The organism is Williamsia maris, from assembly GCF_024171815.1.
GTDB lineage: Bacteria > Actinomycetota > Actinomycetes > Mycobacteriales > Mycobacteriaceae > Williamsia_A > Williamsia_A maris.
Genome location: NZ_JAMTCJ010000003.1, coordinates 203,990 through 218,866 on the forward strand (window position 1 = coordinate 203,990; position 14,877 = coordinate 218,866).

Consider the following 14,877-nt stretch of genomic DNA (forward strand, 5'->3'; position numbering starts at 1 on the left):
CGATGTGACACATCGGCCGGCTTCGTCTGTGGTCGGGCTGAGTGGAGATCAGGCGACGACGGCACCGATCTCGGCGGCGGCGTCGGCGCCGTAGGCATCCGAGATACGCGCGAGCGCGGACTCACGGTCCCAGGTCCAGTCCTGCGGGGCGACGGTCTCGAGGACGAGAACGGCGACCAACGAGCCCAGCTGTGCGCTGCGCTCGTTGCTCAGCCCGGCGGCGTTGCCGACAAGGAAGCCCGCACGGAAGCCGTCGCCGACTCCGGTGGGATCGACCTTCTTGGTCTCCGGGACCACGGGTACGTGCACCCGGTTGCCGTCGCGGTCGACGATCTCGGCGCCGTCGGCGCCCAGGGTGGTCACGCGCAGTTCGACCTGGGCGGCGACCTCCTCGGCCGTCAGTCCGGTCTTCTGCTGCAGCAGGCCCCACTCGTACTCGTTGGTGAACAGGTACTTCGCGCCCTCGATGAGGGTGCGGATCTGCTCGCCGTCGAGCAGCGCGAGCTGCTGCGACGGGTCGGCGGCGAAGGGGATGCCGAGGTTGCGGCACGCCTGGCTGTGGCGGACCATCGCCTCGGGGTCGTCGGCGCCGATGAGGACGAGCTCGGGCTGACCCAGTTCGTCGGACAGATCCGACAGGGAGATCTGACGCGCCTCGGCCATCGCACCGACGTAGAAGCTGGCGAGCTGCGCCATGTCGTCGTCGGTGGTGCACATGAAGCGGGCCGAGTGCGCGGTCCGCGAGACCCGCACACCACCGCAGTCGACGCCGTTGCTTTCGAGCCACGTGCGGTACTCGTCGAAGTCGGTGCCCACGGCACCGACGAGCAGCGGCGATGCGCCCAGGACGCCCATCCCGTAGGAGATGTTCGCCGCGACGCCGCCGCGCCGGATGATGAGCTCCTCCACGAGGAAGCTCAGAGAGATGTGGTTCAGGTGTTCGGCGAGGAGCTGCTCGGAGAACTTGCCCTTGAACCGCATCAGGTGGTCGGTCGCGATCGATCCGCAAATGGCGATTGCCACGGCAGTCAAACCCTTTCGTCTGGGTACATTTCTCGCGCGGCCACGGGCGTCGAGCCCCCCGGTCACGCCAATCCGCGGACAACGCTACTTCACGACTGTGGCCCACCTCGCTTCCGAGGTGGGCCACAGGCGGTGGTGCAGGGTCGGCCGCGGTGGGCCGACTACCGGTATGTCAGTTGAACGAGTCGCCGCAGGCGCAGCTGCCGGTCGCGTTCGGGTTGTCGATGGTGAAGCCCTGCTTCTCGATGGTGTCGACGAAGTCGATCTGCGCGCCCTGGACGTACGGGGAGCTCATGCGGTCGACCGCCAGCTTGACGCCGCCGAAGTCGGACACGACGTCACCGTCGAGGCTGCGGTCGTCGAAGAAGAGCTGGTAGCGCAGTCCGGCGCAGCCGCCGGGCTGGACGGCGATGCGCAGGGACAGGTCGTCACGACCCTCCTGGTCGAGCAGGGCCTTGGCCTTCGATGCGGCCGCATCGGTCAGAACGATGCCGCCGGTCGCGGGCTCGGTGGCGGTGTGAGCGTGCTCAACCTGGTTCTCAACGGTCATTGCGGGATCTCCTCGGTCTGCAGACAGTGGATGACGGAGTGTCGCGACATCCGTACGTCGTCGTGCTTCTCATCGACAACGGTACCCCCATGAGTCCTATTCCCGCCTCCAGGCGAGTCCGGCCTGCTCGGCGAGGCGGGCCAACAGCGGCCCCGCGTCGTCCATGGCGTGCTGGACCGACTCGGCGATGTCGACGATCGCGTGGGCCTGCGCGATCCCCGCCCCCACCAGTTCTGCGTGCGTCAGGACAACCTGTCCCGCGAACACCACCGTCGGCAGGTCGCCCGCGGAGGCGGACGCCGCAACCGCGGAGACGACCTTGCCCTGCAACGTCTGCCGATCGAACTTGCCCTCGCCGGTGATCAAGAGGTCCGCGGCGGCGACGAGATCGTCGAGCCCGATCGCGGCGGCGATCACCGCGGCCCCCGAGACCCGCCGGGCGCCGAGAGCGATCAGCGCCGCCCCCAGACCGCCCGCCGCACCGGCTCCGGACTCGTCGGCGACGTCGTGGCCCGCCAGCGAGATCAACGTCTCGTTCCACGCCACCATGCGGTCCTCGAGAGTGGCGACCATGTCCGGGTCGGCCCCCTTCTGCGGCCCGAACACCGCGGCCGCACCGGCCGGCCCCAGCAGCGGGTTGTCGACATCGGAGGCGGCGATCAGGTCGATCCCGTCGAGTCGATCGGCCGCCGCCCGCGGGTCGGGCGATCCGGGGCCCGCGAGTGCGGCGATCAGTCCGGCGCCGCCGTCGGTGCTGGCCGATCCCCCGAGGCCGACGACGATCGTCGTCGCGCCCGCGGCGAGCGCGGCGGCGATCAGATCGCCGACGCCCCGGGTCGAGGCGGTGAACGCGGTTCGCGGTGAGCGGGTGCCGACCTGGTGCAGCCCACAGGCTTGGGCGCACTCGATGTAGGCGGTGATGGTGTCGTCGGTGTCGTCGATCAGCCACCGGGCGTCGACCGGGTCGCCGAGGGGGCCGGGCACGGTCGTGCTGATCACACGACCGAAACGGGCCGCGAGGACGTCGACGAAACCGGGGCCGCCGTCCGAGAGCGGCGCGCACACCAGGTCGTCGTCGGGCCGTGCCCGTGCCCAGCCCGTGGCGATGGCGTCGGCGGCCTGCACCGCGGTGAGGGTGTCACCGAAGGAATCCGGAGCGATCAGGGCCCGCATGGCGTGAGCATAGGACGCACCGGACCGATCGGCAGATCACGCGAACCGGTCGCGATCTCACCGCCGATGCCCACGCCCGGCGCGCGATCAAATATCCTGGTCTGGTGAAGCTGCCCTGGAAGAAAGACGAGACGTCGGCGAGCGCTGCCGGCGACACCGCGAGCGCGGACGACGGGGCAGGTCAGAGCGCGGCCGCCACCGTCACCGCACGCAAGCAGACCGAGGGCAAGGGCCGACCGACCCCTCGGCGCCGTGACGCCGAGGGGCGTCGTCGCGGACCTGTGGCTCCCGCGCCGCAGACCCGCTCCGAGGCACGTGCCCGCAAGAAGGAGCTCGGCGGCGCCAAGCTCAGCCGGGGCGAGCGCAAGGAACAGTCCGACAGTCGCCGGACCGCGCGCGCCGAGCAACGCCAGAAGATGATGGACGGCGACGAGAAATACCTCATGCCGCGCGACAAGGGCCCGGTGCGCAAGTTCGCCCGTGAGATCGTCGACTCCCGCCGCAACTTCGCCGGTCTGTTCATGCCGTTCGCCGTGCTGCTCATCGTGATCATGTTCCTGCCCGCCATCGCCGTCTACGCGACGCTGCTGATGTTGATCTTCGCGGTGTTCCTGATCATCGACGGCGTGATCCTGGGCCGGATCGTCAACAACCGTGTGCGCGAACGCTTCCCGGAGACCCCCGACGGCGGCTTCAAGCTGGGCTGGTACTCCTTCAGCCGCTCGATGCAAATGCGTTTCATGCGTGCCCCCCGTCCCCAGGTCAAGCCCGGCGACGCGGTCTGAGCAACATGCGGACGTTGATACTGGGTGGGATCCACTCAGGGAAGTCGGCGTATGCGGAGGAATTGATCGCCGCCGCCACGGGCGCGGAATCGGCCCGCTACCTCGCGACCGCCGTGACCCCGGCCACCGGCGATCCCGAGTGGACCGCCCGGATCGATCGGCATCGCCGACGCCGACCCGACACCTGGACCACCGTCGAGACCGGCGACCTCGCCGAGGCCCTGCGCACCGACGCCACCACCCCGTCGTTGATCGACGACCTGGGCAACTGGGTGTCGTCCTATCTCGACAGTGTCGGCGGGTGGGATGACCCGACCGTCGATCTGAGCACGCGGACGACCGAGCTCTGCTCGGCGATCTCCGCGTTCGAGGGCGATCTGGTGCTGGTGAGCCCCGAGGTCGGGTTGTCGCTGGTGGCCCCGACACCGTCGGGTCGCCGATTCCAGCAGGAACTCGGCAGCGTCAACGCCGCCGTCGCCGCGGCCTGTGACCGCGTGGTGCTCGTGGTCGCCGGACGCCCCATCGACCTCGCCGACAGCGACACCGTCGTCACGGTGACGGCGACCCCGTCGACCGCATCCTCCGGACCGGCCGTCGCTGCACCGGCCACTGCCGCGTCCGCCGCCGCCGCGACTCCCCGGACGCCGCCCGCACGCGACATCCCGCAGACGGCCTCCCCCGCCGCCACCGACCCCGCCGCCACCGACCCCGTCACGTCGGTCCCGGCCACCGTCGGTGATCATCACAGCGCCGCAGACGAATTCGACGTCATCGAATCACCGTCGCGTCGCGTCGCGGCGCAGGCGGAAGCCCGTCAGCTGCAACTGACCAAGCCCGCAGGCTCACTCGGTCGTCTCGAGGAGATCGCGAACTGGGCCGCATCGTGTCAGGGCGCGTGCCCCCCGGCCCCGTTCCGGGCACCGACCGTCGTCGTCTTCGCCGGCGACCACGGCGTCGCCCATGCGGGGGTCTCGGCCTACCCACCCGAGGTCACCGCCCAGATGGTGGCCAACATCAGCGCAGGCGGCGCGGCCATCAACGTGCTGGCCGAGCGTGCGGGCGCAACAGTCCGTGTCGAGGACATCTCCGTCGACGCCGACCTCGACCCGTCGCTGAGCCGGTTCAAGGTCCGCCGCGGATCGCAGGATCTGCGCACCACCGATGCACTCACCGCGGCCGAGGCCAATGCCGCGGTCGCCAACGGACGCGCGATCGCCGACGAACTCGTCGACTCGGGCGTCGATCTGCTCATCGCCGGCGATTTGGGGATCGGCAACACCACCCCGGCGGCCGCGCTGATCGGTGTGCTCACCGACACCGAGCCGGTCGTCGTCGTCGGACGCGGTACCGGCATCGACGACGAGGGGTGGATCCGCAAGACCGCCGCGATCCGGGACGGGATGCGCCGCGGTCGGGCCGTGTCCCGCTCCCCCATCGCCCTGCTCGCGGCCGTGGCCGGGGCGGACATCGCCGCCATGGCGGGCTTCCTCGCCCAGGCGGCGTTGCGACGCACCCCGGTGATCCTCGACGGGGTCGTGGTGACCGCGGCCGCACTGGTCGCCGAAGACCTCGCGCCCGGAGCCGCACAGTGGTGGTTGGCCGGACACCGTTCCGACGAACCCGCACACTCGATCGCGCTGCGGCAGTTGGGACTCGAACCGGTCCTGGAGTTCTCGATGCGGCTCGGCGAGGGCAGCGGCGCGGTGACGGCGTTGCCGATCGTGCAGGCCGCGGTCGCGACACTGGCCTCGATGGCGACGTTCGCCGACGCCGGTGTCTCCGATGCCGATGCCACCGCGCCCGTTCCCGTCTGACGCGCGGTGTCGCTGACGCGATCGGTCCAGGGCACACACCTGGCCGTGTCGTGGCTGACCGTGCTGCCGGTGCCGCAACCGCGCGTGGAGATCGATCGGCGCGCCGCGGCGCGGGCGATCGCCGCCACCCCGGTGGTCGGCGTCCTGCTGGGTGGGCTCGCGACCGGGCTCGCCGCCGTGCTGACGCTGTCGCAGCTGCCGTCGATCGTCGTCGGCCTGCTGGTCGTCGGGGCGCTCGGTCTCATGACGCGCGGGATGCACATCGACGGACTGGCCGACACGGTCGACGGGCTGGGCTGTTACGGCCCGCCCGAGCGTGCGCGCGAGGTCATGCACTCCGGCGGTGTCGGGCCGTTCGGGGCGGCCGCCCTGGTGGTGGTGCTGGTGGTGCAGGCCACCGGTGTCGGGGCACTGGCCGAGTCACACGAGTGGTCGGCGATCGTGGTCGCGGTGGCGCTCGGTCGTCTCGCCGTCCTGATCGCGTGCCGACGCGGACTTCCTGCGGCGACAGGTGGTTTCGGCGCGCTGGTGGCCGACAGTCAGCGATTATCGATCGTCGTCTGGACGGTCCTCGCGCTCGTCGGCGCAGCGGCCGTCGACATCGACGTGTGGTGGCGCGGGGTGGCCACGGTCGGCGTGATCCTGGCCGGCGCGTGGGTGGTGTCCGCGCACTGCGCGCGCCGGTTCGGTGGCATCAACGGTGACGTCCTCGGTGCCGTGCTCGAGCTCGGGACGACGGTCGCGGTCGTCGGCTTCCTGATCTGAACCGGACACGGTCCGGGGAGAGAGCCGCCGGCCACGGGCGTCAGGGGCGGTGGAGCTCGGTCATCCATCCGTGGGTGTCGGCGAACGTGCCGCGCTGGATCCCGGTGAGGGTGTCGCGGAGCGCGGTGGTCACCTCGCCGGGCGTGCCGTCGCCGATCTGGTAGTCGTCGGAGTCGCCCTTGACCCGGCCGACCGGGGTGATCACCGCGGCGGTGCCGCAGGCGAAGACCTCGGTGATGTCGCCCGAGGCCACGCCCTTGCGCAGTTCCTCGCTGCTCACCTTGCGCTCCTCGACGGCGATGCCCGCGTCGACCGACAGGGCCAGCAGCGAGTCACGGGTGACGCCGGGCAGCAGCGACCCGGACAGTTCCGGGGTGACCAGCCGTGCATCGGCGCCGGAACCGAGGACGAAGAACAGGTTCATCCCGCCCATCTCCTCGATGAAGCGGCGCTCGACGGCGTCGAGCCACACCACCTGTTCGCACCCGTGCTCGGCGGCCTGCGCCTGGGCGAGCAGCGACGCGGCGTAGTTGCCGCCGGTCTTGGCGTCGCCGATTCCGCCGGGGGCGGCGCGGACGTACTCCGACGACAGCCAGACGCTGACCGGCTTGACGCCGCCCGGGAAGTAGGCGCCCGCCGGTGAGGCGATGACGAGGTAGCGGTAGCTGTTGGACGGACGCACACCGAGAGCGGCCTCGGTGGCGAACATGAACGGCCGGACGTAGAGGGAGTCCTCGCCGCCCGCGGCAGGGACCCACTCGTGGTCCGCGGCGAGCAGTGCACGCAGCGCCCCGAGGAAGACGTCCTCGGGCAGTTCGGGCATCGCGAGTCGGCGCGCTGAGTTGTTCAGGCGGCGGGCGTTGGCGTCCGGGCGGAACGACGCGATGGTGCCGTCGGCCTGCCGGTACGCCTTGAGGCCCTCGAAGATCTCCTGCGCGTAGTGCAGGACCATCGCCGACGGGTCGAGCGAGATCGGTCCGTAGGGCACCACCGCGGCGTCGTGCCACCCACGGTCGGCATCCCAGTCGATGCTCACCATGTGATCGGTGAAGTAGTTGCCGAAACCCGGCGCAGCCAGGATCTCGGAGCGTCGCGACGCCGACGCCGGGTTCGGGTGCTCGGTCCGGGTGAACTCCACGGTCATCCGGCAATCGTAGCCCGTGGACACCTCATCCGATCGCCTCGGTGGCGGTCCTCGGCCCGCGGTCGGTCAGCTGGTGGAGGTCTGCACGAACGGCGGTGCCACCAACTCACATTCGAGGCCGCGGCCCCGCACGTCGACGATCACATGATCACCGTCGGCGAGCCCGGGGGCGGTGTCGATCAGCGCCAGCGCGATGCCCTCCTTGAGGGTCGGCGAGAACGTTCCCGAGGTGCACAGACCCACGACGGTCCCGTCGGCGGTGCGGACCTCGCAGTCCGCGCGCGGGACCCCGCGTCCGACCGCGCGCAGGCCACGCAGGCGGCGCGCAGGCCCGGCCTCCTTCTCGGCCACGAGCGCCGAGCGACCGAAGAACTCCGGCTTCTTCCAGCCGACGGCCCAGCCGCACCGCGCCTGCAGGGGGCTGATCTCGGTGGACAATTCGTGCCCGTGCAGGGGGTAACCCATCTCGGTGCGCAGGGTGTCGCGGGCACCGAGTCCGGCAGGCAGTCCACCGGCCTCGGTCACCGCGGCCAGGACGACCTCGAAGACGTCGGCCGTGTCGTCCCAGAGCGGCAGCAGTTCGAATCCGCGTTCGCCGGTGTAGCCGGTGCGGCACACCCGGATCGGCCGGGCGCGTCCACCGATGGTCAGCTCGGCGTCGACGAAGGACATGTAGCCCATCTCGGTGGGAAGGCCCACCGCGGTGAGAACCTCCGACGCCTGCGGTCCCTGCACGGCGAGCACGCCATAGTCGCGGTGCCGGTCGACCACGCTGATCTGCGCCGGGGCCACCGCGGCCAGTGCGGCGACCACCGCGGCGGTGTTGGCCGCGTTGGGCACCAGGAACACCTCGTCGTCGGACACCCAGTAGGCGATGAGGTCGTCGACGACACCGCCGGTCTCGGTGGCGCACAGCGTGTATTGCGCGCGGCCCGGCTCGATCTTCGCGAGATCGTTGGTGAGGCAGCGGTTCACGAAGTCGGCCGCGCCCGGACCGGTCACCGACGCCTTGCCCAGGTGACTGACGTCGAAGATGCCGACGCGCTCGCGGACCGCGGTGTGTTCGGCGACGGTCCCCGAGTACGACACCGGCATCGACCATCCGCCGAAATCGGCGAAGCTCGCGCCGATCCGCTCGTGGGTGTCGTTGATCGGGCCCAGCAAAATTTCGGCGCTCATGGCAGACAACCTATCTGCCGACCGGTTCCGACGTCGCACGCAGATCTCCCCCGGCGCGGGCCATTAGGCTCGTGTCATTCCCGACGATCGGAGAGATCACCGTATGAGCACCACCCCGGATCGACAGCTCGGCCCCGACCTGACCATCGCAACCTCGGTCTCCGAGGCGGCCGCCGACGTCCTCGTGATCGGCCTGGTGGCCGGTTCCGACGATGCCGCGACCGACGCGTCGCCGGTGCCCGTCGTCGGCGACGGGCTGATCGACGCCGCGGTCGTCGCCGAGATCTCCGCGGCGTTGGCGGCGGTCGGGGCGTCGTCCGGCGCGGGCGACGTCACGCGGGTGGTCGCCCCGGCCGCGCTGGGTGTGGCCAGCGTCCTGGCGGTCGGTCTCGGAAACGCGTCCGCTCTGCAGAAGCCGGACTCGGTGCGACGTGCCGCCGGGGTGGCCGCGCGGGCCCTGACCGGTGTCGGCACGGTCGTCACGACGCTGTCGACGGTCGATCTCGGGGCAGCGGCCGAGGGCTTCCACCTCGGCGCCTACCGGTTCGAGGAGTTCCGTTCGGAGAAGACCCGGTCGGCCAAGGCCCCACTGGGTGCGGTGGCACTGCTCACCGGCCCGTCGGTACGCGAGGGTGCCGCCGACCTGGACCGCTCGCGCGCGATCGCCACGGCGGTCGCCGTCGCCCGCGACTTCGTCAACACCCCGCCGAGCCACCTCTACCCCGAGGAGTTCGCCGCCCGCGCCGAGGCGCTGGGCAAGACGAACGGACTGAAGGTCGAGGTCCTCGACGACAAGGCCCTGATCAAGCAGGGCTACGGCGGCATCGTCGGCGTCGGTAAGGGCAGCTCCCGGCTACCCCGGCTGGTCCGGCTGAGCTATTCGAGCGGGACCAAGGACGCCAAGAAGGTCGCCCTCGTCGGCAAGGGCGTCACCTTCGACACCGGCGGCATCTCGATCAAGCCGGCCGCGGGCATGGAGAACATGACCTCCGACATGGGTGGCGCGGCCGCCGTCATCGCCACCGTCGTCCTCGCCGCACAGCTCGGCGTCGGGGTGGACGTCACCGCGACCGTCCCGATGGCGGAGAACATGCCGTCGTCGACCGCGCAACGGCCCGGCGACGTGCTCACCCAGTACGGCGGCATCACCGTCGAGGTGATCAACACCGACGCCGAGGGCCGACTGATCCTGGCCGACGCGATCGTCCGGGCGTGCGCGGACTCGCCGGACTACCTCATCGACACCGCGACGCTGACCGGGGCGCAGTTGGTCGCGCTGGGCACACGCACCCCCGGCGTCATGGGCACCGACGAGTTCCGCGACCGGGTGGCCGCCGTCTCGCGGCGTATCGGCGAGAACGGCTGGGCGATGCCGTTCCCCGAGGAGCTGGGCGCCGACCTCAAGTCCCGCGTCGCCGACCTCGCCAACGTCACCAACCATCGATGGGGCGGCATGCTCTCGGCCGGGATCTTCCTGCGCGAGTTCGTCACCGACGGGGTGCAGTGGGCACACATCGACGTCGCCGGGCCGGCCTTCAACACCGGCGGCCCGTGGGGTTACACCCCGAAGGGCGGTACGGGGGTACCGGTTCGCACGATGATCGGTGTCATCGAGGACATCGCCGCTCTCGGCTGAGCGGTACCCGCCACCGGAGCAAATGCGCAGAAACTCCCCGGCGACACCGCCGACGCGCACGGGGTCGCTACGGGTAGGGTTTCTCATCGGTGGCCGTACCTCGTCACCGCAGCTGCCCGGTCGCCCTACCCGCGGCGACCAGACACGCGACCGCATCAATCGGATCTCGAGTCGAGGAGTCGACGAACATGGCGTTCTCCGTCCAAATGCCCGCTCTGGGTGAAAGTGTCACCGAGGGAACCGTTACCCGGTGGCTCAAGCAGGAGGGAGACACGGTCGAGGAGGACGAGCCGTTGCTCGAAGTGTCGACCGACAAGGTCGACACCGAGATCCCCTCACCGAAGTCCGGTGTTCTCACCAAGATCATCGCCCAGGAAGACGATGTCGTGGAGGTCGGAGGCGACCTCGGCGAGATCGGTGACGAGGGCGAATCCCCCGACTCCTCCGACTCCGACTCGTCCGACGACAGCTCGTCGGATTCCGACGACGGCGACTCCGACGACGAGGCCGGTGGTACCGAGCCGAGCGACCTCGAGGACACCGACGACTCCGACGACGACGGCCCCGAGCCGTCCGCCGACGCCGACGAGCCCGCCGAGAAGCCCACTGCGGACGCAGACGACAGCGGCTCCGCCGAGGGCACCGACGTGACGATGCCCGAGCTGGGCGAGTCCGTCACCGAGGGCACCGTGACCAACTGGCTCAAGGCCGTCGGTGACGAGGTCGCCGAGGACGAGCCACTGCTCGAGGTCTCCACCGACAAGGTCGACACCGAGATCCCGTCCCCCGTCGCGGGCACGCTGCTCGAGATCGTGGCCGAGGAGGACGACGTCGTCGAGGTCGGTGGCCGTCTTGCGGTCATCGGATCCGCCGACGCGAAGCCGAAGTCCGAGGACACGAAGCCCGAACCCGAAGCAGAGCCCGAGCCGCAGGCCGAGGCCGAGGCCGAAAAGGTTGCCGAGCCGGAACCCGAGCCCGAGCCGGAACCCGAGAAACGCGAGCGCATCTCCGAGCCGGAGAAGCAGGAGAAGTCCGAGCCCGCTCCGGAGCCGAAGGAGCAGGAGACCCGTAAGCCTGCCGCGGAGCAGTCGTCGGACTCCGACGCATCGAGCTCGTCCACGCCGTACGTGACCCCGTTGGTGCGCAAGCTCGCCGGCGAGAACAACGTCGACCTGGACTCGGTCAAGGGCACCGGTGTCGGTGGACGCATCCGCAAGCAGGACGTCTTGGCCGCGGCCGAGGCCGCCAAGGCCCCGGCACAGGAGAAGAGCGAACCCGCCCAGGCACCCGCGGCGTCGGCTCCGGCCGAGACGAAGTCGGCACCCAAGGGCGTCCGGCCCGAGCTCGCCGAGCTGCGCGGAACGACCCAGAAGGTCAACCGGATCCGACTGATCACGGCCAAGAAGACCCGCGAGTCCCTGCAGACCAGCGCTCAGCTGACTCAGGTGTTCGAGGTCGACCTGACCCGTGTGGTCGCGCTCCGCGCGTCGGCCAAGGCGTCGTTCAAGTCGTCGGAGGGTGTCAACCTCACGTACCTGCCGATCATCGCCAAGGCGACCGTCGAGGCGCTCAAGGCGCACCCGAACGTCAACGCCAGCATCGACGAGGACGCCAAGGAGATCACCTACCACGGGTCGGTGAACCTCGGCATCGCCGTCGACACCGAGCAGGGTCTGCTCTCGCCGGTGATCCACAACGCCGACGACCTGTCGATCGCCGGGCTGGCGCGCGCCATCGCCGACATCGCCAAGCGGGCACGGGAGAACAAGCTCAAGCCCGACGAGCTCGCGGGCGGCACCTTCACGATCACCAACATCGGGAGCCAGGGTGCGCTGTTCGACACCCCGATCCTCGTGCCGCCGCAGGCGGCGATGCTGGGTACCGGCGCGATCGTCAAGCGCCCGACCGTGATCACCGCCGAGGACGGATCGGAGTCGATCGCCGTGCGGTCGATGTCGTTCCTGCCGCTGACCTACGATCACCGTCTCATCGACGGCGCGGACGCCGGACGATTCCTGACCACGGTCAAGCATCGTCTCGAGGAAGCGGCCTTCGCGGCAGATCTGGGCCTCTAGTGCGGGTCGCCGTCGCCGGATCGTCGGGACTGATCGGGTCCGCCCTGGTCGAGTCCCTTCGATCCGACGGCCACGAGATGCTCCGACTGGTCCGTCGGGAGCCGCGATCGGCCGACGAGATCGGTTGGTCGCCGGAGACGTTCGGGGTCACCCCCGACGCGCTCGACGGTGTCGACGCCGTGGTGAACCTGTGCGGCGTGGGCATCGGCAACCGGCCGTGGTCGGGCGAGTTCAAGCAGAAGCTGCGCGACAGCCGCATGGTGCCGACGCAGGTGCTGGCCGAGGCCATCACCAACGCCGGGGTACCGGTGTTCGTGAGCTCCAGCGCGACGGGGATCTACGGCTTCACCTCCCATCAGGTGATGACCGAGAAGAGTCCCGAGGGCAGCGGGTTCCTCGCCGAACTGGCGCGGGACTGGGAACGGACCGCGGCGCTGGCCACCACGGCACGCGTGGCCCTGATCCGCACCGCGCCGGTGCTGTCGCCGTCCGGCGGACTGCTCGGCAAGCTCCGCCCGCTGTTCAAGCTGGGCTTGGGCGCCAAGCTGGGTGACGGCGAGCAGTACATGTCGTGGATCTCGCTGGTCGATCACGTCCGCGCGATTCGCTTCGTGCTCGACAGCGAGATCAGCGGTCCGGTGAATCTGACTGCGCCGCAACCGGTCACGAACACCGAGTTCACGGCCGCGTTCGGTCGAGCGGTTCACCGTCCGGCCAAGCTGTTCGTACCCCGTGCGTTGCTGCGGGTCGCGGCGGGCGAACTGGCCCTGGAGATGTTGCTGGGCGGTCAGCGGGCGGTACCGGACGTGTTGACCGACAACGGCTTCCAGTTCGAGCACCCGACCATCGACGCCGGGCTCGGCTACGCCAATGCCTGATCGGTCGTCGAGCGCCCGGCGTTCGGGGTTCGAGGTCGAGGTCCGGGAACTCGGTCTCGTCGACTACCCCACCGCGTTCGACGAGCAGCACCGACTCGCGGCCGATCGCGCGGCCGGCGAACTCGACCACGACGTGATGCTGTTGCTCGAGCATCCGGCGGTCTACACCGCGGGCAAGCGCACCGCGCCCGAGGACCGACCGTCCGACGGCACCCCCGTGGTCGACGTCGACCGCGGCGGCAAGATCACCTGGCACGGTCCCGGCCAACTCGTCGGGTACCCCATCATCGCTCTCGCCGAGCCACTCGACGTCGTCGACTATGTCCGCCGCATCGAGGAGGCCATGATCGGCGTGTGCGCCGACCTCGGCGTCCACACGGTGCGCATCGACGGCCGTTCCGGCGCATGGGTTCCCGAGGACCCCGCGACGCACCAACCGGCACGCAAGGTCGGCGCCATCGGCATCCGCGTGGCCAGAGGTGTTGCGCTGCACGGCTTCGCGCTCAACTGCAACCCGGACCTCTCGGCGTTCGGCACGATCATCCCGTGCGGGATCCCCGACGCGGGCGTGACCTCGCTCACCGAGCAGCTCGGTCGCGTCGTCGACGTGGACTCGGTTCGCGCAGATGTGGCCCGCACGGTGATCGACGCGCTCGACGGCCGTCTGCAGGTCGGGTCCACCGACACCCGCCCGCTGATACCACACGGCGTAGCATCGACACAGTGACTGTGCATCAGGAGAGCCCCGCTTCCGCCGGCGTCGAGTCGGCCTCCGCGCCCGCCGCGCCGAGTGGCCGCAAGCTGCTCCGGCTCGAGGTCCGCAACGCCGAGACCCCGATCGAGCGCAAGCCCGAATGGATCCGTACCCGCGCGAAGATGGGACCGGAGTTCACCGAACTGAAGGCCCTGGTCAAGCGCGAGGGACTGCACACGGTGTGCGAGGAAGCGGGCTGCCCCAACATCTACGAGTGCTGGGAAGACCGTGAGGCCACGTTCCTGATCGGTGGCGAACAGTGCACCCGTCGCTGCGACTTCTGCCAGATCGACACCGGCAAGCCCGACGACCTCGACCGCGACGAACCGCGTCGTGTCGCAGAAAGCGTGCAGGCCATGGGCCTGCGGTACTCGACCATCACCGGCGTGGCCCGCGACGACCTGCCCGACGGCGGGGCGTGGCTCTACGCCGAGACCGTCCGTGAGATCAAGCGGCTCAACCCGACCACCGGCGTCGAGCTGCTGATCCCGGATTTCAACAACGACCCCGACCAGCTCGCCGAGGTCTTCTCCTCGCGACCGGAAGTGTTGGCGCACAACGTCGAGACCGTGCCCCGCATCTTCAAGCGCATCCGGCCGGCCTTCCGCTACCAGCGCAGTCTCGACGTGATCACGGCAGCGCGCGACGCCGGGCTGGTCACCAAGTCCAACCTGATCCTCGGCATGGGCGAGACGCCGGAGGAGATCAGCGAGGCGCTGGCCGATCTACACAACGCGGGCTGCGACATCATCACGATCACGCAGTACCTGCGGCCCTCGCCGCGGCACCACCCCGTCGACCGCTGGGTGAAACCGGAGGAGTTCGTGGAGCACTCGAAGTACGCCGAGGAACTCGGGTTCGCCGGCGTGATGGCCGGCCCGTTGGTGCGGTCGTCGTACCGCGCGGGTCGTCTCTACGCCCAGGCACTTCGGGCCCACGGCCGAGAGCTCCCCGAGTCGATGGCGCACCTCGCGAACGAGTCCGGGGCCAGCCAGGAGGCGACCTCGGTCCTCGCGCGTCTCGCGCGCTGACACCTCGCCACGTCCACGTCGAGTGGACGGCACGTGATCATCGAGTTCGCCGGTCAGTATCCTGAACCGT

General features: G+C 70.1%; 13 protein-coding genes. 8 read left to right on the forward strand and 5 right to left on the reverse strand.

Annotated features, from left to right (window positions below; translation table 11 throughout):
- Positions 1-48: 48 nt before the first annotated feature.
- The 3 genes from LX13_RS14280 to LX13_RS14290 form a co-directional block, all read right to left on the reverse strand.
- Positions 49-1,023: a carbohydrate kinase family protein gene (locus tag LX13_RS14280; protein WP_253662002.1), complete on the reverse strand. Its 975-nt coding sequence runs from the start codon at positions 1,021-1,023 to the stop codon at positions 49-51.
- 172 nt (positions 1,024-1,195) lie between these two features.
- Positions 1,196-1,573: a HesB/IscA family protein gene (locus tag LX13_RS14285; RefSeq protein ID WP_188490099.1), complete on the reverse strand. Its 378-nt coding sequence runs from the start codon at positions 1,571-1,573 to the stop codon at positions 1,196-1,198.
- Positions 1,574-1,669: 96 nt separating this feature from the next.
- The gene (locus LX13_RS14290) at positions 1,670-2,746 is read right to left on the reverse strand and encodes a glycerate kinase family protein (protein WP_253662003.1); all 1,077 of its coding nucleotides are present in this window, start codon (positions 2,744-2,746) and stop codon (positions 1,670-1,672) included.
- A gap of 104 nt (positions 2,747-2,850) precedes the next feature.
- Between LX13_RS14290 and LX13_RS14295 the strand changes: the two genes are divergently transcribed.
- Genes LX13_RS14295 through LX13_RS14305 form a run of 3 tightly spaced genes read left to right on the forward strand, consistent with a single transcriptional unit; the run spans position 2,851 to position 6,110 of the window.
- A complete protein-coding gene (locus LX13_RS14295) occupies positions 2,851-3,531 on the forward strand; it encodes a DUF3043 domain-containing protein (protein WP_253662004.1) in 681 nt (226 codons plus the stop codon).
- A 5-nt stretch (positions 3,532-3,536) separates the two neighbouring features.
- Positions 3,537-5,345 (forward strand): nicotinate-nucleotide--dimethylbenzimidazole phosphoribosyltransferase, encoded by a 1,809-nt coding sequence (cobT, locus tag LX13_RS14300; RefSeq protein WP_253662005.1) that lies wholly within the window; start codon positions 3,537-3,539, stop codon positions 5,343-5,345.
- 45 nt (positions 5,346-5,390) lie between these two features.
- Positions 5,391-6,110 carry an adenosylcobinamide-GDP ribazoletransferase gene (locus LX13_RS14305; RefSeq protein ID WP_253662006.1) on the forward strand — a complete coding sequence of 240 codons (720 nt, stop codon included), beginning with the start codon at positions 5,391-5,393 and terminating at the stop codon, positions 6,108-6,110.
- Between the two features lie 40 nt (positions 6,111-6,150).
- Here the strand turns inward: LX13_RS14305 and LX13_RS14310 are convergent, their stop codons facing one another.
- Both LX13_RS14310 and gcvT read right to left on the reverse strand, forming a co-directional pair.
- The gene (locus LX13_RS14310; RefSeq protein WP_253662007.1) at positions 6,151-7,254 is read right to left on the reverse strand and encodes a branched-chain amino acid aminotransferase; all 1,104 of its coding nucleotides are present in this window, start codon (positions 7,252-7,254) and stop codon (positions 6,151-6,153) included.
- Positions 7,255-7,320: 66 nt separating this feature from the next.
- On the reverse strand, positions 7,321-8,433 hold the full coding sequence (gene gcvT, locus LX13_RS14315) for a glycine cleavage system aminomethyltransferase GcvT (RefSeq protein WP_253662008.1): 1,113 nt from the start codon (positions 8,431-8,433) through the stop codon (positions 7,321-7,323).
- A gap of 103 nt (positions 8,434-8,536) precedes the next feature.
- Here gcvT and LX13_RS14320 point away from each other — a divergent pair, with 103 nt between their 5' ends.
- The 5 genes from LX13_RS14320 (at position 8,537) to lipA (ending at position 14,807) form a co-directional block, all read left to right on the forward strand.
- On the forward strand, positions 8,537-10,069 hold the full coding sequence (locus LX13_RS14320; protein WP_253662009.1) for a leucyl aminopeptidase: 1,533 nt from the start codon (positions 8,537-8,539) through the stop codon (positions 10,067-10,069).
- Positions 10,070-10,257: 188 nt separating this feature from the next.
- Positions 10,258-12,144: a 2-oxoglutarate dehydrogenase, E2 component, dihydrolipoamide succinyltransferase gene (sucB, locus tag LX13_RS14325; protein WP_253662010.1), complete on the forward strand. Its 1,887-nt coding sequence runs from the start codon at positions 10,258-10,260 to the stop codon at positions 12,142-12,144.
- Complete coding sequence (locus LX13_RS14330; protein WP_253662011.1) at positions 12,144-13,022, forward strand: TIGR01777 family oxidoreductase; 879 nt, start codon at positions 12,144-12,146, stop codon at positions 13,020-13,022. Before sucB ends, LX13_RS14330 begins: the two co-directional genes overlap by 1 nt.
- Entirely contained in the window at positions 13,015-13,749 is a 735-nt protein-coding gene (gene lipB / locus LX13_RS14335) for a lipoyl(octanoyl) transferase LipB (RefSeq protein ID WP_253662012.1), read from the forward strand. Before LX13_RS14330 ends, lipB begins: the two co-directional genes overlap by 8 nt.
- Positions 13,746-14,807 carry a lipoyl synthase gene (lipA, locus tag LX13_RS14340; protein ID WP_253662013.1) on the forward strand — a complete coding sequence of 354 codons (1,062 nt, stop codon included), beginning with the start codon at positions 13,746-13,748 and terminating at the stop codon, positions 14,805-14,807. Before lipB ends, lipA begins: the two co-directional genes overlap by 4 nt.
- Positions 14,808-14,877: the final 70 nt, after the last annotated feature.